The organism is Nocardioides sp. AX2bis, assembly GCF_902506435.1.
Lineage (GTDB): Bacteria > Actinomycetota > Actinomycetes > Propionibacteriales > Nocardioidaceae > Nocardioides.
The window spans coordinates 3,630,158-3,652,515 of the sequence record NZ_LR733215.1 but is presented as its reverse complement, the minus strand read 5'-3'; the positions used below and the strand labels follow the sequence as shown (position 1 = coordinate 3,652,515).

General features: G+C 71.5%; 22 protein-coding genes and 1 pseudogene. 12 read left to right on the top strand and 11 right to left on the bottom strand.

What is annotated here, in order from left to right; genetic code table 11:
- Positions 1-40: 40 nt before the first annotated feature.
- The 4 genes and pseudogenes from GV155_RS17540 to GV155_RS17525 form a co-directional block, all read right to left on the bottom strand.
- Entirely contained in the window at positions 41-1,822 is a 1,782-nt protein-coding gene (locus GV155_RS17540) for an exonuclease domain-containing protein (protein ID WP_236554403.1), read from the bottom strand.
- A 260-nt stretch (positions 1,823-2,082) separates the two neighbouring features.
- Positions 2,083-2,664 (bottom strand): TetR/AcrR family transcriptional regulator, encoded by a 582-nt coding sequence (locus tag GV155_RS17535; RefSeq protein WP_160010045.1) that lies wholly within the window; start codon positions 2,662-2,664, stop codon positions 2,083-2,085.
- Between the two features lie 159 nt (positions 2,665-2,823).
- Positions 2,824-3,585, bottom strand: a pseudogene (locus tag GV155_RS17530) (NADPH-dependent F420 reductase); the annotation flags it as partial.
- Positions 3,586-3,617: 32 nt separating this feature from the next.
- The gene (locus GV155_RS17525; RefSeq protein WP_160010041.1) at positions 3,618-5,180 is read right to left on the bottom strand and encodes a DHA2 family efflux MFS transporter permease subunit; all 1,563 of its coding nucleotides are present in this window, start codon (positions 5,178-5,180) and stop codon (positions 3,618-3,620) included.
- Between the two features lie 217 nt (positions 5,181-5,397).
- On the opposite strand from GV155_RS17525, the gene GV155_RS17520 reads away from it, so the two are divergent.
- On the top strand, positions 5,398-6,735 hold the full coding sequence (locus tag GV155_RS17520; protein WP_160010039.1) for an NtaA/DmoA family FMN-dependent monooxygenase: 1,338 nt from the start codon (positions 5,398-5,400) through the stop codon (positions 6,733-6,735).
- Positions 6,732-7,262 carry a flavin reductase family protein gene (locus GV155_RS17515; RefSeq protein WP_160010037.1) on the top strand — a complete coding sequence of 177 codons (531 nt, stop codon included), beginning with the start codon at positions 6,732-6,734 and terminating at the stop codon, positions 7,260-7,262. Before GV155_RS17520 ends, GV155_RS17515 begins: the two co-directional genes overlap by 4 nt.
- A gap of 368 nt (positions 7,263-7,630) precedes the next feature.
- On the opposite strand, the gene GV155_RS17510 is transcribed toward GV155_RS17515, so the two are convergent.
- The 4 genes from GV155_RS17510 to GV155_RS17495 all read right to left on the bottom strand — a co-directional run bounded on the left by GV155_RS17510 (position 7,631) and on the right by GV155_RS17495 (position 11,529).
- The gene (locus tag GV155_RS17510; RefSeq protein ID WP_160010035.1) at positions 7,631-7,924 is read right to left on the bottom strand and encodes a YciI family protein; all 294 of its coding nucleotides are present in this window, start codon (positions 7,922-7,924) and stop codon (positions 7,631-7,633) included.
- A 275-nt stretch (positions 7,925-8,199) separates the two neighbouring features.
- Positions 8,200-9,420 carry a serine hydrolase domain-containing protein gene (locus GV155_RS17505; protein ID WP_160010033.1) on the bottom strand — a complete coding sequence of 407 codons (1,221 nt, stop codon included), beginning with the start codon at positions 9,418-9,420 and terminating at the stop codon, positions 8,200-8,202.
- A gap of 119 nt (positions 9,421-9,539) precedes the next feature.
- Positions 9,540-10,442: an NAD(P)-dependent oxidoreductase gene (locus GV155_RS17500; protein ID WP_160010031.1), complete on the bottom strand. Its 903-nt coding sequence runs from the start codon at positions 10,440-10,442 to the stop codon at positions 9,540-9,542.
- 154 nt (positions 10,443-10,596) lie between these two features.
- Entirely contained in the window at positions 10,597-11,529 is a 933-nt protein-coding gene (locus tag GV155_RS17495) for a LysR family transcriptional regulator (RefSeq protein ID WP_201300225.1), read from the bottom strand.
- A gap of 221 nt (positions 11,530-11,750) precedes the next feature.
- On the opposite strand from GV155_RS17495, the gene GV155_RS17490 reads away from it, so the two are divergent.
- Together GV155_RS17490 and GV155_RS17485 are read left to right on the top strand one after the other, a co-directional pair.
- Positions 11,751-13,115, top strand: a complete 1,365-nt coding sequence (locus tag GV155_RS17490) for an MFS transporter (RefSeq protein WP_160010029.1) — start codon at positions 11,751-11,753, stop codon at positions 13,113-13,115.
- Positions 13,116-13,228: 113 nt separating this feature from the next.
- Positions 13,229-14,713, top strand: a complete 1,485-nt coding sequence (locus GV155_RS17485) for an aldehyde dehydrogenase family protein (RefSeq protein WP_160010027.1) — start codon at positions 13,229-13,231, stop codon at positions 14,711-14,713.
- A gap of 60 nt (positions 14,714-14,773) precedes the next feature.
- Here GV155_RS17485 and GV155_RS17480 read toward each other — a convergent pair whose 3' ends face one another.
- From GV155_RS17480 to GV155_RS17470, 3 genes are all read right to left on the bottom strand, one after another.
- Positions 14,774-15,184 carry a MaoC/PaaZ C-terminal domain-containing protein gene (locus GV155_RS17480; RefSeq protein WP_160010025.1) on the bottom strand — a complete coding sequence of 137 codons (411 nt, stop codon included), beginning with the start codon at positions 15,182-15,184 and terminating at the stop codon, positions 14,774-14,776.
- A gap of 82 nt (positions 15,185-15,266) precedes the next feature.
- Entirely contained in the window at positions 15,267-16,037 is a 771-nt protein-coding gene (locus GV155_RS17475; protein WP_160010023.1) for an alpha/beta fold hydrolase, read from the bottom strand.
- Positions 16,025-16,648 (bottom strand): TetR/AcrR family transcriptional regulator, encoded by a 624-nt coding sequence (locus GV155_RS17470; protein WP_160010021.1) that lies wholly within the window; start codon positions 16,646-16,648, stop codon positions 16,025-16,027. The genes GV155_RS17475 and GV155_RS17470 overlap by 13 nt, the downstream gene beginning before the upstream one ends.
- Before the next feature lie 54 nt (positions 16,649-16,702).
- Here GV155_RS17470 and GV155_RS17465 point away from each other — a divergent pair, with 54 nt between their 5' ends.
- The 8 genes from GV155_RS17465 (at position 16,703) to GV155_RS17430 (ending at position 22,326) form a co-directional block, all read left to right on the top strand.
- Positions 16,703-17,494 (top strand): acyl-CoA thioesterase, encoded by a 792-nt coding sequence (locus tag GV155_RS17465; protein WP_160010019.1) that lies wholly within the window; start codon positions 16,703-16,705, stop codon positions 17,492-17,494.
- Entirely contained in the window at positions 17,491-18,909 is a 1,419-nt protein-coding gene (locus GV155_RS17460; protein WP_160010017.1) for an MFS transporter, read from the top strand. Before GV155_RS17465 ends, GV155_RS17460 begins: the two co-directional genes overlap by 4 nt.
- Positions 18,910-19,265: 356 nt before the next feature.
- Positions 19,266-19,634 (top strand): ATPase, T2SS/T4P/T4SS family, encoded by a 369-nt coding sequence (locus tag GV155_RS21050; protein ID WP_442938850.1) that lies wholly within the window; start codon positions 19,266-19,268, stop codon positions 19,632-19,634.
- Positions 19,631-20,452 (top strand): type II secretion system F family protein, encoded by an 822-nt coding sequence (locus tag GV155_RS17450; protein ID WP_160010015.1) that lies wholly within the window; start codon positions 19,631-19,633, stop codon positions 20,450-20,452. Before GV155_RS21050 ends, GV155_RS17450 begins: the two co-directional genes overlap by 4 nt.
- Complete coding sequence (locus GV155_RS17445; RefSeq protein ID WP_236554402.1) at positions 20,449-21,219, top strand: type II secretion system F family protein; 771 nt, start codon at positions 20,449-20,451, stop codon at positions 21,217-21,219. Before GV155_RS17450 ends, GV155_RS17445 begins: the two co-directional genes overlap by 4 nt.
- Positions 21,220-21,359: 140 nt before the next feature.
- Positions 21,360-21,593: a DUF4244 domain-containing protein gene (locus GV155_RS17440; RefSeq protein WP_160010013.1), complete on the top strand. Its 234-nt coding sequence runs from the start codon at positions 21,360-21,362 to the stop codon at positions 21,591-21,593.
- A 2-nt stretch (positions 21,594-21,595) separates the two neighbouring features.
- A complete protein-coding gene (locus GV155_RS17435) occupies positions 21,596-21,961 on the top strand; it encodes a TadE family type IV pilus minor pilin (protein ID WP_236554401.1) in 366 nt (121 codons plus the stop codon).
- Complete coding sequence (locus tag GV155_RS17430; protein WP_160010009.1) at positions 21,958-22,326, top strand: Rv3654c family TadE-like protein; 369 nt, start codon at positions 21,958-21,960, stop codon at positions 22,324-22,326. The genes GV155_RS17435 and GV155_RS17430 overlap by 4 nt, the downstream gene beginning before the upstream one ends.
- Positions 22,327-22,358: the final 32 nt, after the last annotated feature.

Genomic DNA, 22,358 nt, shown 5'->3' with positions numbered 1-22,358 from the left:
CCACCAACAGCGGCACGCAGGCCCGGTCCGCTACGCGGGGTCAGTTGCGGTGGGCGGCTTCGTAGGCCTCCCAGAGCTCCTGTGGGAGCCGGCCCCGCTGACCGAGCACCCAACCGTTGGCCCGACCCCACGCTCGCAGTTCGGCTGGGGTCGGGCTGGACGACTGACCTGGGCCCGGTTCTGCGGCCGGCCCTCGACCCGCTTCTGGGCCCTGCTCTCCGGCCGGTTCGGGGCCCGGTTCTGAGCCGGCGGCGGGTACAGCCGGCACTGGCGAGCTGCCAGCCTGTTTCGCGGCGCGATTGTGCGGACGCGGCGCGTGTGCTGCAGCTGCGGGCTGCAGGTGGTGGAGCAGGTGGGCGTAGGTACCCGGGTCAACCACGCGGGTGCCGATCTCGGCGGCCTTGCGAGTCTTCGTGCCGGCCATCGATCCGTCGGTCACGAGTACCGCGGTCGTCTTGGCTACACCGTTCATCACGCGGACCCCGGCAGCCTCGGACTGCTTCTCGAGCCGTTCACGCAGGTTCGGGTCGCAGCCGGTGAAAACGACGCGGTCGCCGACGCGGAGGGGTTCGCCGTGCGCCCAGTCTTCGGGAAGCGGTGCAAGGTTCGCGGAGTGCCGGGCGTAGTGGTGGTTGGTGGCCTCGGCCAGGACCGCGGTGATGGCGCCTGTTGGCACTCTGAGGGCCTCGGCGACGCCGGTGAGCTCTGTCCGCTCTGCGCGGGTGAGCTTCCCGTCTGCCAGGGCCTTTCGTGCTAGCGCCCGTACGAACGCTAGGTGTGCGTCGTCGACGTGTCCGGTGGCGAGGTCGTAGGTGGCGGCCACCTCGGCTAGGGAGGCGGCTTCAGACGGGTCTAGGACACCGTCCTCGAGGACTTCGGCGAGCTTCTCGAGGTAGGCCACGGTCCTTTCCGGGGCGCCTTCGTCGCGGGCGTCGAGCAGGGAGAACCGGCTGATGAGGTGCACGAGGGGCTTCGTAGCCGGTGCGGTGGTGGCCGTGGCCATGTTGCGACGAGCCCGGTCGGAGAGGCGACGCCCACTGGCTCCGCCACCGGTAGGCACGGGCAGTGGGGCGCCTTCGCCGGCGGTGGGCCACACGACGGCATGTCCCTGGTTGGGCAGGTCGGTGTCGACGTGGCGCGGCGGCCGGCCGGGATGGAGGAAAGCGGCCATGAGTGCGGCGGTGGCGGTGGCGTCGTGCAGTGCGGAGTGGGCCTGGTGCGGCGGCAGGCCGACGGCGGCGCACACGTCGACGAGGCGGCGCCGCGGCAGGTGGGGCAGATGGTGGGTCGATGCCTCGAGGGTGCATAGGGCCGGCACGAAAGGCATCTGCCATCCGGAGCGGGCGTACTCGGCACGAAGGAACGCAAGGTCGAAGCGGGCGTTGTGTCCTGCCAGCGCAGCACCGGCAAGGCGGGCGTTGAGGTCCTCGATGATGTCGGCGAACAGCGGCGCGTGGACGACGTCGTCGTCGGTGATGCCATGGATGTGGGTGGCACCGACCGGGCCCTGCGGGTTCAGACGGGTGGCCCAGGTGTCGAGGATGCGGCCGTTCGTATCGGTGGTAACGACGGCGACTTCGAGGATGCGGTCGGAGGTCGCGGACAGGCCGGTCGTCTCGACATCAACGACGGCGAACCGTGGGTGCATGTACGGGAAGGCCGGCTTGAACCTCGTCGGCACGGCAGGTGCGACGGGAGACTCAGAGCGGCGGACGGGGGCCGCCTTGTGGTCTGCAGGGGCCGTGTCTCGAAACGGCACCGCATCGGCACCGGACCTGCCGGTGCTACGGAGGTGTTTACGCAGACGGTCGATGAGTCCCATGTCGTCCCCCGATGGATGTTCCCCAGCGGCTGGGCGATGGCCGGCGGGCAGTGGGTGGTGCCTGACGTATCCGCGCATCGTTGCATCTGGTGCGCAGCGCGGCGCGATCTACTGCCGGTGCTGGCGCGTGGCGATCTGCGACAACGCCAACATGCGTGTTGCCACAGGGTGCCGACTTCACCACCCCCAGCTTTGTGTCTTTCGATACGAATGTGGTCGCGGTTGGCCGACAGTCGCTGGTGTGGTTCGTCAGGTCTCGGTCAGACGGGGCCGAGGAGGTACCCGTTCTGCAGCAATGCCCGCACCTTCTCCTGTGAGGACTCGTCGGCCAGTGACGATCCTCGGACCCAGCTGGCTGCGAGAGCGGCGAGGAAGATGTCGCGGCCGCGCAGCCAGTCCGGCGCCCGCCCGTCGCGTTGGGCGGCGGACAGGAAGTGGTCGGTGGACTCGATGAAGCCCGTGCAGGTGACGGCCAGCGGGTTGTGCTCTTCCTGGAAAGCGCTGCGCAGCGGCCCTGGGAGCCCGTCGAAGGCGGCGAAGAACTCCTCCAGGGCCGCGGTCCACTCCTGCAGTGCCGCAGCGCTGTCCTCGAGGGCGTCGATGCGTTCCTTCTCTGCCTCGATCTGGGATGCGCGTCGTTGCAGGAGCTCGGCGAGCAGGGCGTCCCTGGTCGGGAAGTGCCGGTACAGCGTCGCTGAGCCGACGCCTGCGTCGCGTGCGACCGCCTCGAGCGAGGCACTGACACCGTGGTCGGTGAAGTGCTTCTCGGCCTGGTCCAAGATCCCGGAGCGGTTCCGCTCGGAGTCGGACCTGGTGCGACGCACCCTGGACTCACCAGCCATGTCCAGCGCCTCCTAGATCGTGTCCGCTCTTCGGGCCACCCGACCCGGGCCGACCGGCACCGCAACTGGGCCGGGGGGCGGCCCCGTTTCGCACAGCGTACTGCGCAGGAGCCGCCGGGGACCGCTCCCGAGGACCCACCGCGGTGCCGACCGTCGGGGTCACGGGACGGCGTTGAACGAGCGGTTCAGCGCGAGGATGTCCGCGAAGCCGACAGCTTGGCCGGGCGCGGTCAGGGTGCGGGTGATCTCGTCACGGCGCGCCGGGGCCGTCCCGGGCTCGGCGACCTCCAGGGCCCGGCGCAGGGTCTCGGCGTCGTAGTCGCAGCAGTACCCCGGCGTGCCGGGCTGCTGGCGCCAGGACTGGGCCAGGGTCCCGCCGTCGACCGGGTCGAACCCGACGGTGTCGACGAGCTCCATGACCCTCTGCTTCGCGGGCCCGTCGGCGCCGGCGACGGTGATCCCGAGGCGCCCGGGCTCACCGGCCGCACGGCCCTGCTCGGCCAGCGAGTAGGCCAGGATGTTGTTGAACGCCTTGATGACCGGGTGACCGATCTGCTCGGCCACCCACTCGCTCTCGGCCTGACCGGCCTCGAGCGCGGCGATCTCCGGGTCTCGAAGACCGGGGTAGTAGTTGCCGGTGTCGATGACCGGGACGTCCTGGGGGACGTTGCTGAACATGTCGTCGGGCAGGGCGGCCACGGCGGGCTGCGGGATGGACAGCACGATGACGTCGGCACCCTCGAGTGCGTCCTTGGCGTCGACCGGGGTGGCGCCGACCTGCTCGGCGACCTCGCGGACCCCTTCCACTCCGCGGGAGTTGGCGAGGCGGACGTCGTGGCCCTGCTGGGCGAGGATGCGGGCCAGGGCCCCGCCGATGTTGCCTGCTCCGATGATGCCGATCTTCATGTGTTTCTCCTGTGTTGTGTGGTGAGGATCCGTGCTGGAAGGACTGGCTAGTGGGTCGCGGGCGGGTGGTCGGTGCTTACGCCGCCTTCGGCGACGGTGACTGCGGTGCCGAACCCCTCGTGGTGGGTGGCGGGGCTCCGCGTGCGACGTACCGCGAGGGTGACGAGGATCGAGACGGTGGCGATGACGGCGGCGGCGGTGAAGGCGGCACCGGCTGCTGAGACCGACTGGTCCAGGTCGAGGGCGCCGGTGTCGGCGGTGTCGGAGCCGAGGGTGTAGGCCGAGATCAGGACCGCTGCGCCCGCTGCGCCGCCGAGCTGCTGGATCGCGCCGAAGGCGGCGCTGCCGTGCGGGTACAGGTGCTCAGGGAGTGCCGAGAGTGCCGCGGTGGTCAGCGGTGACCACATCAGGGCCTGGCCGACGAACATGAGGATGTAGGCGGCCAGAAGGGTCCAGGTGCTGGTGGTGGCGCTGACCTGGGAGAGGAACCACAGCGACGCGGCCACGATCACCGCACCGGGGGTGACCAGCGGGCGGGGTCCGACGCGGTCGTAGATGCGGCCGCCGATGGCCGACATGACCGCGATGGTCACGCCACCGGGGACCAGGAACAGGCCGATCTCCAGTGAGCTGAGCCCGCGAACGTTGTTCAGCAGCAGCGGGAAGATGACCGCGGTCCCGAAGGCCGTCATGGTCAGGGCCAGCATCGCCAGCGCCGGGACCGCGAAACCGCGCACCGCGAAGATCCGCATGTCGAGAAGGGCGGCCGCGTCACGCTGCAGCTGGCGCTGGCGCAGGACGAACGCCGCGACACCGAGCACACCGACGACCAGGGGGATCCACGGCGAGACCACCGTGTGGCCCGAGAGCGACTCACCGATCGAGGCCAGCCCGAAGACGAGGGCGCCGAACCCGAGGGCGGACAGGGCGAGCGAGAGCAGGTCGAGGCGGACCGGTTCGGGGGTGGTGATGTTGCGCAGCTTGGCCGCACCGAGTGCGAGACCGGCCAGCGCGATGGGGAGCATCGCGATGAAGAGCCAGCGCCAGCCGAGCTGGGAGAGCACCAGGCCCGAGATGGCCGGGCCCACGGCGGGTGCGGCGGCGGTGACGACCACGACCAGGGCCATGACGCTGCCCTGACGGGCGGCCGGGACGAGTCGCATGGTGGTGCTCATCAGCAGGGGCAGGAACACCGCGGTGCCGATGGCCTGCACGACCCGGCCGGTGAACAGCAGCCCGAACCCGGGTGCGACCGCGGCCATGGCGGTCCCCAGTGCGAACAGCGACATCGAGGTCAGGTAGATGGTGCGCAAGTGGAACTTGCGCATGACGAACCCGGTGGCCGGGATGAGCACGGCCAGGATCAGCAGGTACCCGGTGGTGAGCCACTGGCCGGTGGTGGCCGAGATGTCGAGGTCCTGGATCAGTGTGGGCAGCGCGACGCCGAGCAGCATCTCGTTGAGCAGCACGATGAAGGTCGAGACCATCAGCAGCCCGATGACCAGGACGTCGGCGCGGGGCAGGCGGTCGGTGGCGGCCACCGCTGTGCCGGCCGAGGCGGGGACGCGGTCCTCCCGGCGGGTGTCTGCGGGAGACGATGGTGTGGACATGGTCGAACGCTCCTTCGTGGTGCACGAGCCGGTCGGCGATCGCGCCGCTGACGGTGAGGTGTGCACAAGAACTGTGAGTGGGGGGTGCCCCCGGATCAGTAGACGGGGTGAGCCCCCACTTGTCAAACAGGGGCCGACCCCGTTTACTAAATGGGGTAACGCCCCACTTAGGGGTGGCGTTGCGACACATCACCTGACCCAAGTGGGAGAACCTCCGATGACCGACCCGAAGATGCTGCTGAGCCTGCAGTTCATGAACGGCTATGGCAGCCAGCCCGGATCCTGGCGGATGCCTGGGGCGAACCTGCACAGCTACACCGACCTCGACGTCTACGTGAAGTACGCCCAGGCAGCCGAGCGCGGCAAGATCCAAACGCTCTTCTTCGTCGACACCCCGGCACTGGAGAACGACATCAGCACCGCCGTGCCGCACCACTCGATGGACCCGCTGGTGATCCTGACCGCGATCGCCCGGGAGACCGAGCGGATCGGGCTGGTGATGACGGCCTCCACGACCTTCAACGAGCCCTACACCCTGGCCCGGCAGTTCAAGGCCCTCGACGTGGCCAGCCACGGTCGCGCCGGATGGAACGCGGTCACCACCTCGAACCCGGCGGCTGCGGCCAACTTCGGCAGCGCGGTGCCCCCGCGGGCGGAGAAGTACGCGCGCGCCCACGAGGTCGTCCAGGTCGTCCAGGCCCTGTGGGGCAGCTGGCAGCCCGATGCGTGGGTCCTCGACATCGCCACAGGTCGCTTCGCCGACACCGACAAGATCCAGCCGGTCAACCTGCAGGGCCAGTACGTCGCCTCCCGGGGCCCGCTACCGATCCCGCCCTCGGAGCAGGGCCAGCCGGTGATCTTCCAGGCCGGCGGGGGCGACAACGGACTCGAGCTCGCAGCCCGCTACGCCACCGGCGTCTACGCCAACCCCTTCACCATCGAGGAGGGCATCGCCCACCGGAGTGCCCTGCGCGACGCCGCACAACGCGCCGGTCGCGACCCCGACGAGGTCAAGCTCTTCGCCGGCTTCATGCCGACCGTGGCCGCCTCCCGACGCGCTGCCCTCGACCGTCGCCGGTTCCTCGATGAGTCCATCGACCTCGAGCAGCGGGTGCGCCACCTCGGCGCCATGCTCAACCTCGACCTCGACCCCGCCCAGCTCGACGAACCCCTCACCGCCGACCAGGTCGCCCGCATCCACACCAGCCCGATGGACCCCCGCTCACCGCGCGCCGCGTCCATCGCACGGGAGGGATGGAGCCTGCGCGACGTCATCGCCCACGGCGTCATCGACTACCACCCGGTCGTCCCCGGCACCGCCGAGGAGGTCGCCGACCACATGCAGGCATGGTTCGAGGCCGGCGCCTGCGACGGGTTCTCGTTGGCCATCGACGCCTACCACGACGGCATCGACGCCTTCGTCGACGAGGTCGTCCCGATCCTGCAGCAGCGCGGCATCTACCACCACGACTACGACGGCACCACCCTGCGCGAGCACCTCTCGGCGCCCGCCCAGTACGGGGTGGACCAGCGGGTCGTCGGGGCGCGGCAGTGACGGCGGTGACCTGCACCGTTGCGCCCCAGCAGCCACCGCCGCCGAGCCTCAGCAGGACCGCGCTGCGCGACGTCCTCGGTCGTTATGCCTCCGGCCTCACCGTGGTCACAGGGCTCGACGACGAGGGCCCCGTCGGCTTCACCTGCCAGTCGTTCCACAGCGTCTCCCTCGAACCGCCACTGGTCTCGATCACCGTCCAACGGACCTCTGCGTCGTACCCACGCATCCGCCGGACCGGTTCGTTCACGGTCAACGTGCTCTCCGGGGCCCAGCAAGCCATCGCGGACCAGTTCGGCCGCAGTGGAGTCGACAGGTGGGCAGGCATCAGGTGGTTACCCACGGCGGCGGACAACCCGTCCCTCGAGGGCAGCCTCGCCTGGATCGACTGCGAGATCGTCGCCGAGCACGAAGCAGGTGACCACGTCATTGTCGTAGGGCGCATCACAGGGATCAGCCCTGTGGCCGCGGACGACCACGACCCGCTCGTCTACTACCGGAGCAGGTATCGCAGGCTCACTGCGGACTGACCCCGACAGGGACTCATTCCGGGGGCACACGGAACCGGCTTCGGTCCCCGCTCGTTACCCGGACGCGCACCTTCAAGCGCCACGCGCCAGTGGCCGGCCGCCAGGGGCCGTCGTCTGCACTCACCAACCCCAACCCAAGATCCGGCCCCGTGGACCCTCGATGATTCGAGGTCGGGCGCGGTGAGCTCGTCGTGGCCCATGAGTGCGGCCGACACGGTGGCGGCTGCTCCGGGCGAACCGGCGTCGGTCTGGCCCGGACCATCTCGGAGGCTCACGTGCACCTCGCGACACCAGCTTGCGGCCGGTGCGGCCCTCTGGTGGTTGCCGCAGCGGTCGTCACGGACCCGAGCTAGCGCGATCCTGCTGGATCAGGTGGGCAGACGGTTTGCGCCGAAGGAAAGGGCCCACGCGCCGATGCTGTGCTCGAGGATGACTCCTCGAGTGGTGAAGGGATCGGCGTGGGCGATTGCTCGTACGTCAGCCTCGCTCTCGACGTCGAGCACGAGCAGCCCGCGCGGCGGCCCGGGTTCGCCCAACGGACCAGCAACGAGCAACACCTCCCTGTCGAACAGGTCCGCCAGGTAGGCGCGATGTTCGGGGCGGTGTGCCGCGACGAGGTCGGCATCCTCGGAGTAGTGGTAGATGAGTGCGAAGAGCGCCACGATGATGTCCTAGCTCTGTGAGTTGAGTCAGTCAGCGGAAGTTGTCGGTCTCGAGCCCGGACTCGAGCGCCTAGGTGACAGGTCGATCTCGTGAACGACCGTGAGGTGGCCCGATGTGAAGTTGGCGAGGCGGTGCTGCGGTCGGCGTCGACACGAGGTCTGACGGCGCAGCTGCTGGGCAGGACCACCAAGCGGGTGTGGCGTGCGCATCCCTGGTGCGGGACCGAGCTGCCGGCCCCCGCCGCCACCGGACGGGCTGGCACCGTGCGGCCGGATCAGTCGAGAGCCTCGTAGAGGGCGTTCATCGGGCCGAGGTCGTCACCTAGGACGATGTAGTTGCGCACGTAGGCGAAGGAGACCTTGTGGGTGGGGTCTGCCCAGGCGTACTGGCCCCCCTGGCCGGGGTGTCCGAATCCGGAGCCGTCTCTTCCGTAATGGTTGTGCATGTGCCCGGACAGGATGAATCCCAGGGCCATGCGATGGGGGATCCCCCACAGCTCGTCGGTTCCCTCGAACTCGGTCGCGGAGGCTCGGGTGACTGCTTCCTCCGACAGCAGGCGGGTGCCGTCGAGTTCCCCACCTAGGGCAAGGGCCTGGTACATCCGGGCCAGGTCGCGCGCGGTGCTGATGCCGCTGGTCCCGGAGAGCGGCACCTGGATGCCTGGCCCCTCGTTCATGAAGGTGTTGAACTCATAGATCGGGTTCGTGGTCCCCGTGCCGAAGACGGTTTGGCCTAGGGGCTCCGTCGCGGAGGTGAGGGCCTGCTCGAAGGCGTACCGCTCGGGCTCATCTTTCGTGGCCCGAGGCGGCGTGATGACCCGGGCCCTCCGGTCTGCGTACGGGTCACCGGCAGGGGAGCCCAGGCGGATGTCGATGCCGAGGGGTCTGCAGATGTCGTCGCGGATGACGTCCTGGACCGAGCGGCCGGTGGCGCGTCGGATCACCTCGCCCAACAGCCAGCCGTAGGTGAACGCGTGGTAGGTGCCCCGGGTGCCCGGCACCCACTGCGGTTCGGCGGCTGCCAGCCGGCGCAGGATCTCCTCGTCCTCGTCCCAGCCCGTGCCATCGACGTGAAGGAGGTCCAGGTAGCCCGGGACCGTGGTGATGCCTGCGGTGTGGGACAGGACGTGACGAACCAGCATGCCCTCCTTGCCAGAGGTGCCGAACTCTGGCCAGTAGGTCGCCACGGGTGCGTCAAGGTCCAGCAGGCCCCGGTCGACGCAGATGTGGGCCGCCAGGGCGGTGACGCCCTTGACCGCCGACATCATGACGGCTGTCGTGTCGTGGGACCACGGGCGGCCCGGTGAGGCATCACCGAGCCACAGGTCCGCGACCATACGGCCGTCGACGTAGGCGGCGAACGCCGCGCCGCCTGGACGAGGGGCAGCTGCGGCGAACGCCTCACGGACCGCCTCGAAGCCGCTCTCGACGAACCCCCCAATCTCTTTGGGTCCTGCGGCAGCCGAGGGATCCTGCTGGCTGGGGGGATTCACCATCTGTTCTCTGCCGTTCTCTCGGTGGTCGCAGCTGCGGCACCCTGGGGTTCAGGGCCCAGGGTCTCGGGTTCAGGGCAAGTGGCGTCGGGTTGGGTCCGCGGGGTTCGCCACGCGCACGGTCAGCTCGGAGGGTCGACCTCGAGGCCGAGCTCGAGCGCGAGCGCGGTGCAGTCCTGCTCACCGCGGCCCGAGGCGGAGGCCTCGGCGAACAGCTTCTCCGCAGAGGCGGCCACGTCCAGGCGGACACCGGACTCCTCGGCCAGGGCGGTGGCCAGGTGGAGGTCCTTCTTGAGCAGGTCGATCATGAACCCGGGCTCGTAACCGTGCGAGCTGGGCGAGGTCGCCACGACACCCGGCATCGGGAACCAGGTGCGGAAGGCCCAGCTGTCACCGGAGGAGCGCAGCACGATGTTGTAGAAGACCTCGGGGTCCAGACCCAGCCGCTGGGCCAGGACACTGGTCTCGGAGGCCGTGGCCATGCCGACGCCGAGCATGGCGTTGTTGACGACCTTCATCTTCTGCCCGTCGCCGCTGGGGCCGACGTGGACGATGTAGGAACCGACCGACTTCAGCAGCGGCTCGGCGATCGCGACGGCGTCGAACTCGCCACCGAGCATCAGGGTCAGGCTGCCGTCCTCGGCACCCTGGACGCCACCGGAGACCGGCGCGTCGACAAAGGAGACGCCCTGCGCGGTGGCCTCGGCGTTGACGGCGATCGCGGTGTCGATGCCGGTCGTGGAGCAGTCGACTGCCACCGAGCCCTTCGGCATGTGGGCGAACGCCCCGTCGGCACCGGTGAGGACGTCGGTGACGATGTCGCCGTTCTGCAGCATCGTGAACACCACCTCGGCGTCGCGGACCGCCTCGGCAACGGTCTCGACGACCTGCACGCCCACGGCGCGGGCCCTCTCACGGGCGGGCTCGACGATGTCGACACCGAGAACGGTGTGACCGGCGTTCACGAGGTTCGCCGACATCGGGACACCCATGTGCCCCAGACCGATCCATGCAACCTTGCTCATGCTGACTCCTTCTGCCGGACCGCGGTGCGGCCCTATGTGTGTAACCGACGCCACACATCGTGCGAGACCCAGGGTGATGCAGAAAAGCCTCATCGTGACACCGACGGTGTGCACATCTGCACGGTCGATCGAAGTGGTGCGCGGCATCGCCCGCTCAGTCGCGACCCAGGAGCTCGTCGCGGCGGACTGCCACCTCGTCGTGCAGGGCGCGGCGGACCTCCTGCACCGATGGCCTGCCGGCGCCGTCGCGGCGCACGGACAGCGAGATCGGCAGGTGGACATCGACCCCGGTCTCGACGAGCTCGACCAGGTCGGGGGTGCGTTGGGCCATGAAGCGGGGCAACAGTCCGATCCCTCCGCCGTGGACCGTGGCCTCGAGCTGGGCAAAGATGTTGGTCGAGGTCAGTCGGGTGTCGGCGCCGGGGACGTACTGGTCGATGTCGAGGTCGCCGACCTGCAGCATGGACTCGACGTAGAAGATGATCGAGTGCTCACGCAGGTCCTCGGCGCTGCTCGGGTGGCCGTGGGTCTGCAGGTACTGCGGGCTGGCGTACAGCGCGAGTCGGTAGTCGCATAGGCGCTCGGTCAGGAGTCGGGTCGTGGCCGGCATGCCGATGGCGATGGCGAGGTCGAATCCGGCCTGGTGCAGCCCGAGCTGTCGGGTGGCTGAGAGCAGCTCCACGATCAGTCCAGGGTGGCGCTCTCGCAGCTTGACCAGTGCAGGGGCGACAAACGCAGCGGCGAACCCGTCCGGGGCCATGAGTCGGAAGTGGCCCGAGACCTCGTCCTCGGTTGCACCCCGGGCAGCTCTCGCCACGCCCTGCAGTGCCGCCTCGATCGGTGCGGCGCGCTCGGCGATGGTCCGGCCGAGCTCGGTCAGCTCGAACCCGTCGGAGCCCTTCTCCAGCAGGCGGGCGCCCAGCGTCTTCTCCAGCGCCCGAACCCGGCGAGACACGGTGCTGTGGTCGACGCCGAGCTGTCCCGCGGCCGCGACGAGCCGGCCTGTGTTGGCCACCGCGACCAGGTAGCGAAGGTCGTCGGCCCGCAGCTTGTTGATCAGCTTGTCGCCGACTCCGTGGTCCTCCATGCGAGCTCCTCCGTCTCACCGGGTCCGCCATCAGACCCGGTCGTCTGTGCACTTTTGCACATCCCGCGTGGGGATGCGTTGCTTGTCTGCGGTGTGACGGGCGTCGCAGGGTGTGCGTCACAGTCTCGCGTCCCGGCGGGGCACCACCTGATCGGAGCACTCATGGCACACAGGCCGACCTGCCTCACGCGGCAGAGTCACACCCGAGTCGTGGTCGGGCGATGAGCACCCGCACCGACAAGGACAAGCGTCCTTCGGCCCGCATCATCGCCGCGGCCTCGGCCGGAACCGTCGTGGAGTTCTACGACTTCTTCATCTACGGCATCGCCGCCACCCTGGTCTTCGGCGAGGTGTTCTTCCCCGAGGCCGGCTCTCAGCTCATCGGCATCATCGCCGCGATGGGCACCTACGCCGTCGGCTTCGTGGCCCGCCCCATCGGCGGCATCGTCTTCGGTCACTTCGGCGACACCATGGGCCGCAAGAAGCTGCTGCAGGTGTGCCTGCTCATGATCGGCATCTCGACCGTCGCCATCGGGCTCCTGCCGACCTACAACCAGGTCGGCGCGCTCGCACCGGTGCTGCTGGTCACGCTTCGATTCATCCAGGGCCTGGCGCTCGGCGGCGAGTGGGGCGGCGCAGTGCTGCTGGTCAGCGAGCACGGCGGGTCGGCCCGCCGCGGACTCTGGGCCAGCTTCCCCCAGGCCGCCGTCCCGGCCGGCAACATCCTGGCCACCGGCGTCATCGGCATCCTGGCCTTCCTGATGTCCGAGGCCTCGTTCCAGAGCTGGGGCTGGCGCATCGCGTTCCTGCTGTCCGGCGTGCTGGTGTTCCTCGGCTACTACATCCGAAGCCAGATCGAGGACGCACCGGTGTTCAAGGAGGCACTGGCCCAGGCCGAGGCCGCGCCCAGCGAGCACGCCCCGCTCAAGGAGGTCCTGCGCCACAACAAGCGCGAGCTGCTCACCGCGATGGGGATGCGCCTGGGTGAGAACACCACCTACTACGTCGTGGTGTCGTTCTCGATCACCTACCTCAAGGTCATCGTCGGTGCCGACACCGTGGCCATCCTGCAGCTGATGCTGCTGGCCCACCTGTTGCACCTGTTCGCAGTCCCCTTCTGCGGACACATGTCGGACCGCTTCGGGCGCAAGCCGGTCACCGCGGTGGGGATCGGACTCGCCGCCGTCTGGGCCATCGCGGCGTTCCGGGTCTTCGACTCCAACGAGACCGCCGCCATCCTGGGCATCCTGATGCTCGGACTGGTCGCCCAGGCGTGCATGTACGGACCCCAGGCGGCGTTCTTCTCCGAGATGTTCCCCACCCGGGTGCGCTACACCGGCATCTCGGTCTCCGCGCAGGTGACGTCGATCTTCGCCGGTGCGCTGGCCCCGATCATCGGCACCAGCCTCTTGGCCCGCTACGACAGCTCCACCCCCATCACGGTGTACCTGCTGATCGTGTTCGTTATCAGCACCATCGCGCTGATCGCTGCCAAGGAGACCCGCGGCATCGAGTACGACGACCTCGACGCCGCCGCCGCGATGAACCAGAACCGCACCACCCGCCCGGTGGTCCTCGCGGACTGACCACCCCGACGTCGGCCCGTCCGGGACCTCCCGGTCGGGCCGACGCCCTCATCACTGCCCGGGCCCACCACCCCGGAACTGCCCGCATCACCCACCCCCACAGGGAGCCCGCCATGACCCAGAACGCGACCCACGACCACCAGGTCCCCACACGACTGATGCACGTGGGTGGCGAGTGGGTGGACTCCCTCGCCGGGCAGAGGCGAGACATCCTCAACCCGGCCCGGCGTGGCGAGGTCATCGCCCGCGTGCCGCAGGCCGAGGCCGCCGACGTCGACCGCGCGGTCCTCGTCGCCCGTCGCGCCTTCCCGGCCTGGCGCGACCAGCACTTCAAGGCCCGCCAGCTGGCGCTGCTGAAGGCCGCCGACGCCATCGAGGAACGAGCCGACGAGCTCGCCCGGGTGACCGCGCTCGACACCGGCAACGCGTTGCGCACCCAGGCCCGACCCGAGGTGGCCACCCTCGTGGACCTGTTCCGCTACTTCGGCGGGGTCGCCGGCGAGGTCAAGGGAACCACCCTGCCCGCCGGTGCCGGGCAGCTGCAGTACACCCGACACGAGCCGCTCGGCGTCGTGGGCGCCATCCTGCCGTGGAATTCACCGCTCATGATCGCCGGCTTCAAGGTCCCCGCCGCGCTCGCGGCCGGCAACACCATGGTCCTGAAAGCGGCCGAGGACGCGCCGCTGTCGATCCTGCTCCTGGCCGAGATCCTGGCCACCGCGCTGCCGGCCGGAGTCCTCAACGTCATCACCGGAGAGGGTGCCACCGCGGGCGCGGCCCTGGTCGAGCACCCCGACATCGACAAGATCAGCTTCACCGGCTCCACCCCCGTCGGGCGCGGCATCGGCCGCATCGCCGGCGAGAAGCTGCGCCACGTCTCCCTCGAGCTCGGCGGCAAGAACCCCTCCATCGTCTTCCCCGGACAGGTCACCGACGAGCTCATCGAGGGCCTGCTCATCTCCTCACGGGTGCACCGGCAGGGACAGAGCTGCACGGCCGGCTCACGGCTCTTCCTGCACCGCGAGGTTCACGACGAGGTCGTCGCCCGACTGAGCCAGCGACTTCGGGACCAGGTCGTCGGCGACCCCTCCGAGGAGCAGACCGACATCGGCGCGATCATCAACGACAAGCAGTTCACCTCGGTCCGCGGCTACATCGAGGACGGCCTGGCCAACCCGGCCCTCCACCTCGAAGCCGGAGGGCTGCCCCCGGCCGAGGGCCCGCTCAGCGAGGGTTACTTCCACCTGCCCACCCTGTTCTCGGGCGGCGACAACTCCTTCCGCCTCGCCCGCGAGGAGATCTTCGGCCCCGTCGTCGTGGCCATCCCCTGGACCGATGTCGACGACGTCGTCGCGATGGCCAACGACTCCGCCTACGGCCTCGCGGCCTACGTCTGGAGCAACGACGTCAACCTGGCCATCTCCACCGCCCACCGCCTCGAGGCGGGCTGGGTGCAGGTCAACCAGGGCGGCGGGCAGGTCGTGGGCCAGTCCTACGGCGGGTACAAGCAGAGCGGCATCGGACGCGAGGTGTCCCTGGAGGGGATGATCGCCGGCTTCACCCAGACCAAGCAGGTCAACATCAAGATCACCGGCTGACGACGTGGCACAGCACCTCGCTCCCGGGCTCCCCGGGCCTGGGGACCTGGCTCGGCTCGGCTAGGACGGCGGGTGCGTCGACATCAGTAGCGGCAGCCGACCCTGCTGCGCCACGCCGTCAGCGGTCAGCAGCGAGGCCCTGCGGTCGACGACCGTGGTCGAGGCGTCGGAGGCCTGGCGGACCGACACGATCTCCAGCTCGACCCACACCGTGTCCCCGGCACGGAGCGGACGCAGGAAGCGCCAGTCCTCCACACCCAGCATCGCCACCGAGCTGCCCTCGAAGACCCCCAGACGCGAGATGAGGCCCATGGTCACCGAGAGCCCCAGCATGCCGTGCGCGATCGGGGATCCGTACCGCCCGGCAGCGGCCGACACCGCGTCGGTGTGCACCGGATTCGTGTCCCAGCTCCACTCCGCGAACCACGCGATGTCGCTCTCCAGCAGCGTTCGTCGCTGAGTCTCGAACATCTCGCCGGTACGTAGGTCGACCCCGTAGCGCGTCACAGCTCACACTTCTTTCCGATTCAGGGGCAAACCCGCCGCCCGAAGTTCACGTCAGGCGAGGGATGGGGCTCGAGCGGGGAACGGTAGTCGTCAACAGACCCTGGGTACCAAGCCATCGTTCAACCTCGACCTCGACCACCTCGCCGGCTGGTTCCTCGGAGAAGTTGTGGCCGACAGGGAGTTCGAGGTAGTCGGCTCCCAGTTGCTCGGCGAGGCGCCGCGTCGTGGATGCTGGCACGAGGCCGTCGCCAGTCCCACCCACCACAAGGGTGGGCACGCCGGCCGGGCGAACAGGCTCACGGGAGCCGATCAGCAGCTGAAGCAGCGTCAGCAACGACTCATCAGCCCGGTGTCGTCGCGTGTCGGCCAGCGCCTCCGGGGTGGCCTCCGGAGTGAAGAGCCCGCGCGGCGGAGCCAGCCACCAGAACCGGGCCGGCACCGTGCTCACCGAGAGCATGGCGTACTTCAACGCGGTGACGGGGTCGCTCAGCGTGAGCCTGGTCATGTCGCCGAGCAGGCCGTCGGGGGGTGCCGGCATCAGCAGGACCTGGGCGTCGATCCTTCTATGCTGCCCAGCGCGGAGGGCCAGCAGACCCCCCATCGAATGGCCTACGAGCACGAGAGGACGCTCGTCATCCTGCACCTCGTCGATGGCCGCAAGCAGGGCCGCGTCGTTGGCAGCAAGCCCACCTCGATCCAGCTGGGGAAGACGCCGGGCCCGGATGGGCAGCTCCACGACCTTTGCGTCGAGTCTCTCGGCGAGGCGTGCGAAGGAGGAGGCGCGGGTGAAGGCGCCGGGCGTGATCAGGACGGCCACGTCGCACCTCCGGGCAGGTGGGCCAGCACGGGGGTGCGCAGCATCGTGGTCAGGGCGTGGTCGTCGTCGGGAAGCAGGCCAGCGACCAGGAGGCTCGCGACCCCGTGGGCAGTGGCCCAGCAGACGTGGGCGACCCTCTCGGCGTCGTCGGAGACCAGGGTGCCCTCCGCCTGGCACTCCGCGACGGTGCGCACGAGCTGGCCCATCGTGGCGTCCCGGCCGGCGCGGCGGGTCTCACGGCGTGGTGTGAACCCGGGGATCGCGCGCCCGAACATCAGCGAGAAGAGCGCGGAGTCGCCCCGGGCGAAGTCGCAGTACGCCCGCCCGCACGCCACCACGCGATCCGGGTCGCCAGGCGGCGGCGCGTTCGACAGCGAGCGCGTGGTCAGGTCGGCCAGGCGCACGAAACCCTCGGCGTAGAGGGCATCGGCCAGCCCAGCCTTGCCACCGAAGAGCGTGTAGACCAGTTGGGTCGAGCCGCCGGCCGAGGCGGCGACCCGCCGCAGGGTCAACCCTGCCGGACCGTCCTCGGCCAACAGGCCGGCGGCGGCCTCGACGACCTCGCGGCGCCGGAGGTCGTCGGGGTGGGGCAGGTTCGACAACGCCGTCATAACACTGTTATACCTGACCGGCGGCCACCGGGTCGTACCTGGGAGGACGACACCGTGACTGCAGACACCCCGCCGACCGTCGCCGCAGCGGCTCTGACCCGAGCGCTGCTCGTGACCGACGGTCACGCTGACCTGGATCGGTCGTGGTGGTCCTGGGCAGGGCCGCAGGGCGGTCTCGTCGCCGGGCTCTGCGTGCGCGCGGCGACGGGTCTGCTCGGCGAGGGTCGGGTGCCCCGGTCGCTGAACGTGCTCTTCCTCGAACCCGCGGCAGAGGGCCCCCTGGAGCTGACCGCGACGCTGGTCCGCGAGGGCGGCTCCTCCGCCGTCGTCGCGGTGGCCGGCGGTGCAGCGGTGCGGGCGACGGTGGTCGGGGGCCGTTCCCGCGGGGAGTCGGTCGTGGCCCGGGTCGCAGCGCCGGACGTTCCGGGACCCGAGGACTGCCCCGACCTGGTCCTCCCGGTCGAGTTCGTCCCCTTCAGCCAGCACCTGCACTTCCGGGCGGCCACGGACGCGCGGCCCCTGGCCGGCGGGGACGATCCGGAGCTCGTGGCCTGGGTGCGGCTGCTCGAGGACGCGCCGCTCGACGCCGCGGCGCTGGCCATGCTGGTCGACGCGATGCCACCGGCCCTGTACGGGGCCACCGCCAACCCGGTCGCCGTGCCCACCGTCGACCTCGCCGTCTCCTTCGCCGAGGCCCCGGTGGCCTCGGGGTGGGTGCTGCTGCGCATCTCGACCCGCACGGCTGCCGGGGGCTGGTGCGTTGAGGACAGCGAGGTGTGGGACCGCGAAGGGCGGCTGCTGGCCCAGGGGCGTCAGACGCGTCGTGTCCTGGGTGAGTGGCAGTGAGCGCCACCGACAAGACTGAGGGGGCTGTCGGCGAGCAGGTCCCGGCCCACGCGTGGAAGGTCCTGGCCATCTCCGCAGCGGGGGTGTTCGTCGTCTTTCTCGACGCCACCGTCGTGAACATCGCCTTCCCCGCTCTCTCGGCGGACTTCCCCGAGGTCACCCGCGCCGGGTTGTCGTGGGTGCTGAACGCCTACGCCGTGGTGTTCGGGGCGCTCCTGGTCACTGCGGGCCGCATCGCCGACGACCGCGGGCGCAAGCAGACCTTCCTCCTCGGCCTGGCCGTGTTCGGCCTGGGGTCCGCGCTGTGCGGGCTGGCGCCGTCGGTGCTGCTCCTGGTGGCGGCCCGGGCGGTGCAGGCCGTCGGCGCCGCCCTGCTGGTCCCGGCGTCCCTGGCCCTGCTGCTGCCCGAGTTCCCCGCCTCCCGGCGCGCCGGAGCGGTGGGCCTGTGGGGGGCGGCCGGGGGCGTGGCCGCCGCGGTCGGGCCGACGCTCGGGGCATTGCTGATCGAAGGTCCCGGTTGGCGCTGGGTGTTCCTGGTCAACGTCCCGCTGTGCGTCGTCGCGGTGCTCCTCGGCCGCCGGGTGCTGCGCGAGACGACGGGCACGCCCTCGGCCGGACCGCGGGACTACGCCGGCGTGCTGCTGGTGACGGCGGTCTTCGGACTGCTCTCCCTCGGCCTGGTGCAGGGTGAGAGCTGGGGTTGGGGATCGTGGCGCGTCGTCGGATCCTTCGCAGTCGCTGCGGTCCTCGTCCCGGTTCTGGTGCTCCGCGCCTTGCGGCACCCGAGTCCGGTGCTGCCCGTGCGTCTCTTCACCGTACGTACGTTCTCGGTGGCCACCGGAGCGTTGCTGCTGTTCGCGGCGGCGTTCTTCGCCGTCATCCTCTGCAACGTGCTGTTCCTCACCGAGGTCTGGCAGTACTCCGTCCTCCGCACCGCCCTCGCCGTGCTGCCCAGCCCGCTGATCGCTGCCGCGCTGTCACCGGTGACCGGGCGGCTGGCGGACCATTACGGGTTCCGGGTGCTCGTGGTCCCGGGGGCGGCGTCGATGGCGGCAGGCACGGCCTGGTTCGCCACCAGGACCGGACCTGACCCTGCCTACCTGACCGACTTCCTTCCCGGCTCGATCCTGGTTGGCCTGGCGATCGGTCTCGCCCTGCCCACCCTCGGAGCCGCCGGGGCGCAGTCGCTGCAACCGCACCAGTTCGGTGCCGGCAGCGCAGTCGGCGCCACCGCCCGGCAGCTCGGTGCGGTGCTGGGCGTCGCCGTCCTCATCGCGGTGCTTGGCGAGCCCGATCCTGCGGGGGCTCTCGGGGCCTTCCACCGATCGTGGTGGGTCGTCACGGCAACGGCTGCAGCGTGCGCCCTATTGAGCCTGGGACTGGCTGCTCGGCCGGTGAGACGACCCGTGACTTGAGGTATCGGCTTCCATCCGGCTGCGGCGAATGTCAATCCGCTGCAACGACAGGGGCGTGAGGGGTGGCGTCACAAACGCGACGGCTTGGTCACTGCCAGACAGCGCTTTCTACACCTTGGCGCCGGTCGGACTGCCCCTCTGGACTTCGGGTGGGTAGTGGTGTTCCCCAGCGTTGAGCGCGGTCAGGAGTCGCGGGGTCCGGCTGCTGGACTGGCGCGAGTGTCCGGCACGGATTGGGAAGTGTCCCGGCCGGAGGCCTAAGTGTCCTATGCGGAGGAAAGCCGTCAACCGCGGGACTGTCCGAGTGAGAGTCGCCCGCCTGCGATTCGAGACACTCCTCGTAGAGGCCGCATGAGGTGCGTGGCGGGGAGGTGGTGGAGCTGATGGCGGCGCTGAACACCGGTCACGAGGGGGGCTGCGGGACGCTGCACGCCAACACGGCGGCCTCCGTGCCGGCCCGGGTGGAGGCGCTCGCCCTGGCGGCCGGCCTCGGTCGGGAGGCCGCACACAGTCAGCTGGCCTCCGCTCTCGACGTGGTGGTGCACCTCGCCCGGGACGGAGACGGCCGGCGTCGGGTGGCCGAGGTCGCGCTGGTCGGACGGGACCCGACCGGCCTGGTGGAGTGCCGGGCGGCGCTGCGGGTCGGGCCCGACGGCGTGCTCGTGCCTGACCGGGCCGCCCGGGAGCTGCTCGACCTGCTCGACGGCGCCCCGGCCCGGGCGTGAGCACCAACCCCGCCCTGGTCGCGACGGTCCTGCTCGCGGCTGCCGCGGCGACGGTGCTGGTGCCGGGCGGGGGAGGCGGTGTCGCAGCCCGTCCGGACCGGGCCCGGCCGGGCGGCGGCGCGCGCGCCGCGCGCCTGGCGGCCGTGGGTGCGGTGGGGGTCGCGGCCGGGGCCGTCGGGTCCGGGTCGCTGCCCCCGCGTCGGCTCGCCCTGCTGCTGGTGCTGCTCGGCGCCGCCCTGGCCGCGGCCCGGCTGACGGCGGGTCGCCGTCGGCGGCGCGAGGCGGCCACGACGCGGGGGCGGGTCCTCGAGGCGTGCGAGGAGCTGCGCGCCGAGCTCGTCGCCGGACGCACCACCGGTCAGGCCCTGGCCCGGGCCGCAGCGGAGTGGGCGCCGCTCGGGCCGGTGGCCGAGACCGACCGCCTCGGCGGTGACGTGCCCGCCGCGCTCAGGACCGCCGCACGCCGACCGGGTGCCGAGGACCTGGTGCCGGTGGCCGCGGCCTGGCACGTGGCCCACCGCACCGGCTCCGGCCTGGCCGACGCCCTCGGCCGGGTGGCCGAGGACCTGACCGCCCAGCGGTCGTTGCGCCGTGTGGTGGAGGGCGAGCTCGCCTCGGCCCGTGCGACGGCGAGGCTCGTGGCCGGCCTGCCGCTGCTCTCCCTGCTGATGGGCACCGGCGCGGGGGGCGACCCGTGGGGGTTCCTCCTCGACTCGCCGGCGGGACTGGTCTGCCTGGCCCTCGGGGTCGCGCTGGGCGGGCTGGGGCTGGCCTGGATCGAGGCCATCGCCGCCGGGGTGGAGCGGACGGGGCCGTGACCGCGACCTCGCTCGGCCCGTTCCTGGCCGTCGTGGCGGCGCTGGCGTCCTCGTCGGCGGTGCTGCTGCTGCCGTCGTCGGATGCCCACGTGGCTCGCGCGCCCGGTCGGTGGTCGGAGCGGAGCGGGCGCGGGCCGGCTCCCGCCGCCGCGCGCGGCGACGACCGCGGGCCGTTGCTGCGGCACCGCCCGGTCCTGGCCCTGCTGGCCGGCAGCGGCGTCGTCGCCGTCCTCGGTGGTGTCGCCGGCGTGGTGCTGGGTGCCGCCGCGGCTGTCGGCTGCTGGTGGGCTGCCGGGCGGGTCGAGCCGGCCGGGCTCCGCGCCCGTCGTGAGGAGGTCCGCCGCCGGGCTCCGCACGTCGTGGCGCTCTTCGCCGCGGCGCTGCGCGCCGGTGCGGCGCCGGCGGCCGCGCTCCTGCTGGTGGCGGACGCCCTGCCCGGCCCGGCGACCGACCCCGTGCGCGCCGTGGCCTCGCGCCTGGCGCTGGGTGCCGACCCCGCCGGGGCGTGGCGCGGCCTGCTGGCCGAGCCCGGGCTCGAGGCGTGGGGCCGAGCGATGGCGCGGGCGCACGAGAGCGGGGCCTCGGTCGTCGACGTCGTGGAGCGTCTCGCCGACGACCTGGCCGCCACGGCCCGGGTCGAGGTGGAGGACCGGGCGCGCACGGTCGGTGTCCGCGCCGCCCTCCCGCTCGGGCTCTGCCTGCTCCCGGCGTTCCTCCTGGTCGGGATCGTGCCGCTGGTCGCCGGGCTGCTCGGCTCGCTGTGGTGAGCGGCCCGCCCACCTCCACAGGCGGCTCCCCGGCGACGCCGTCCCCAGGCCGCCGCCGGCCCGTGGCCGCGAGCGGTGGCCGCGCGGGAGGTTCGTCCGACGGGGCCGCGCCGCGGCCCACGACGCACCAGGAGGACCCGATGGCCCGCACCACCGACCCGACCGGACCGACCGGACCGACCGTCGAGCTGCCCCGCGGCCCGGGCGTCCACGCCCGCGGCGAGCAGGGCATCACCACCGCCGAGTACGCCGTGGGCACCGCGGCGGGCGCCGGACTGGCCGGGCTGCTCTACGCCCTGCTGACCGGCGGCTTCGGCGACCGGCTGCTGCGGACCCTGTTCGACCACGTACTGGGCCTGCTCGGGATCGGGTGACGGTGCGGCGGGAGCAGGAGCGCGGCGCCGTCACGGCGGAGGCCGCCCTGGTCCTGCCGCTCCTCGTCGCGGTGACCGTGGCGCTGTGCTGGCTGCTGGCGGTGGGCGCCGCGCAGGTGCGCACGGTCGACGCCGCACGCGAGGCCGCCCGGTCCGCGGCCCGGGGCGACGACCCGGGGGCGGTCCGCGACCTGGCCCTGCGGGTCGCGCCGGACGGGGCGACGGTCGACGTGGCCCTCGGCGCCGAGGAGGTCGTGGTCACCGTGACCGGCCGGGTGGCCGGACCCGGAGGCCTGGTCTCCTGGCTGCCGGGCGCCACGGTCGGGTCGCAGGCGGTCGCCCGGGTCGAGCCGGGTGTCGCCGGGTGAGCCCGGGCCGGGGCGGCTCCGAGCGGGGCGCGGCCACGGCGTACGCCGCCGTCGTGGTCGGGGTGGTGCTGCTCCTGGGGTGCGTCCTCGCGGTGGTGGCCGCGGTCGTCGTCGACCTGCGCCGGGCCCAGTCCGCCGCCGACCTCGCCGCCCTCGCCGGGGCGGTGGCGGCCGGGACGGGGGAGGACCCGTGCGCGGCGGCCGGAGCGGTCGCGGTGGCCAACGGTGCGGCGCTGACGTCCTGCACCCCGTCCGGTCGGGAGGTGGCCCTCGAGGTGCGGGTCGACGGCCCGCGGTGGCTCGGCCTGTCCGCGGACCCGACCGCGCGGGCGCGTGCCGGTCCCGCCGCCGCGACGGTCCCGTGAGCCGGGGGACGCTCGTCGGGCTCGGTCCGCCG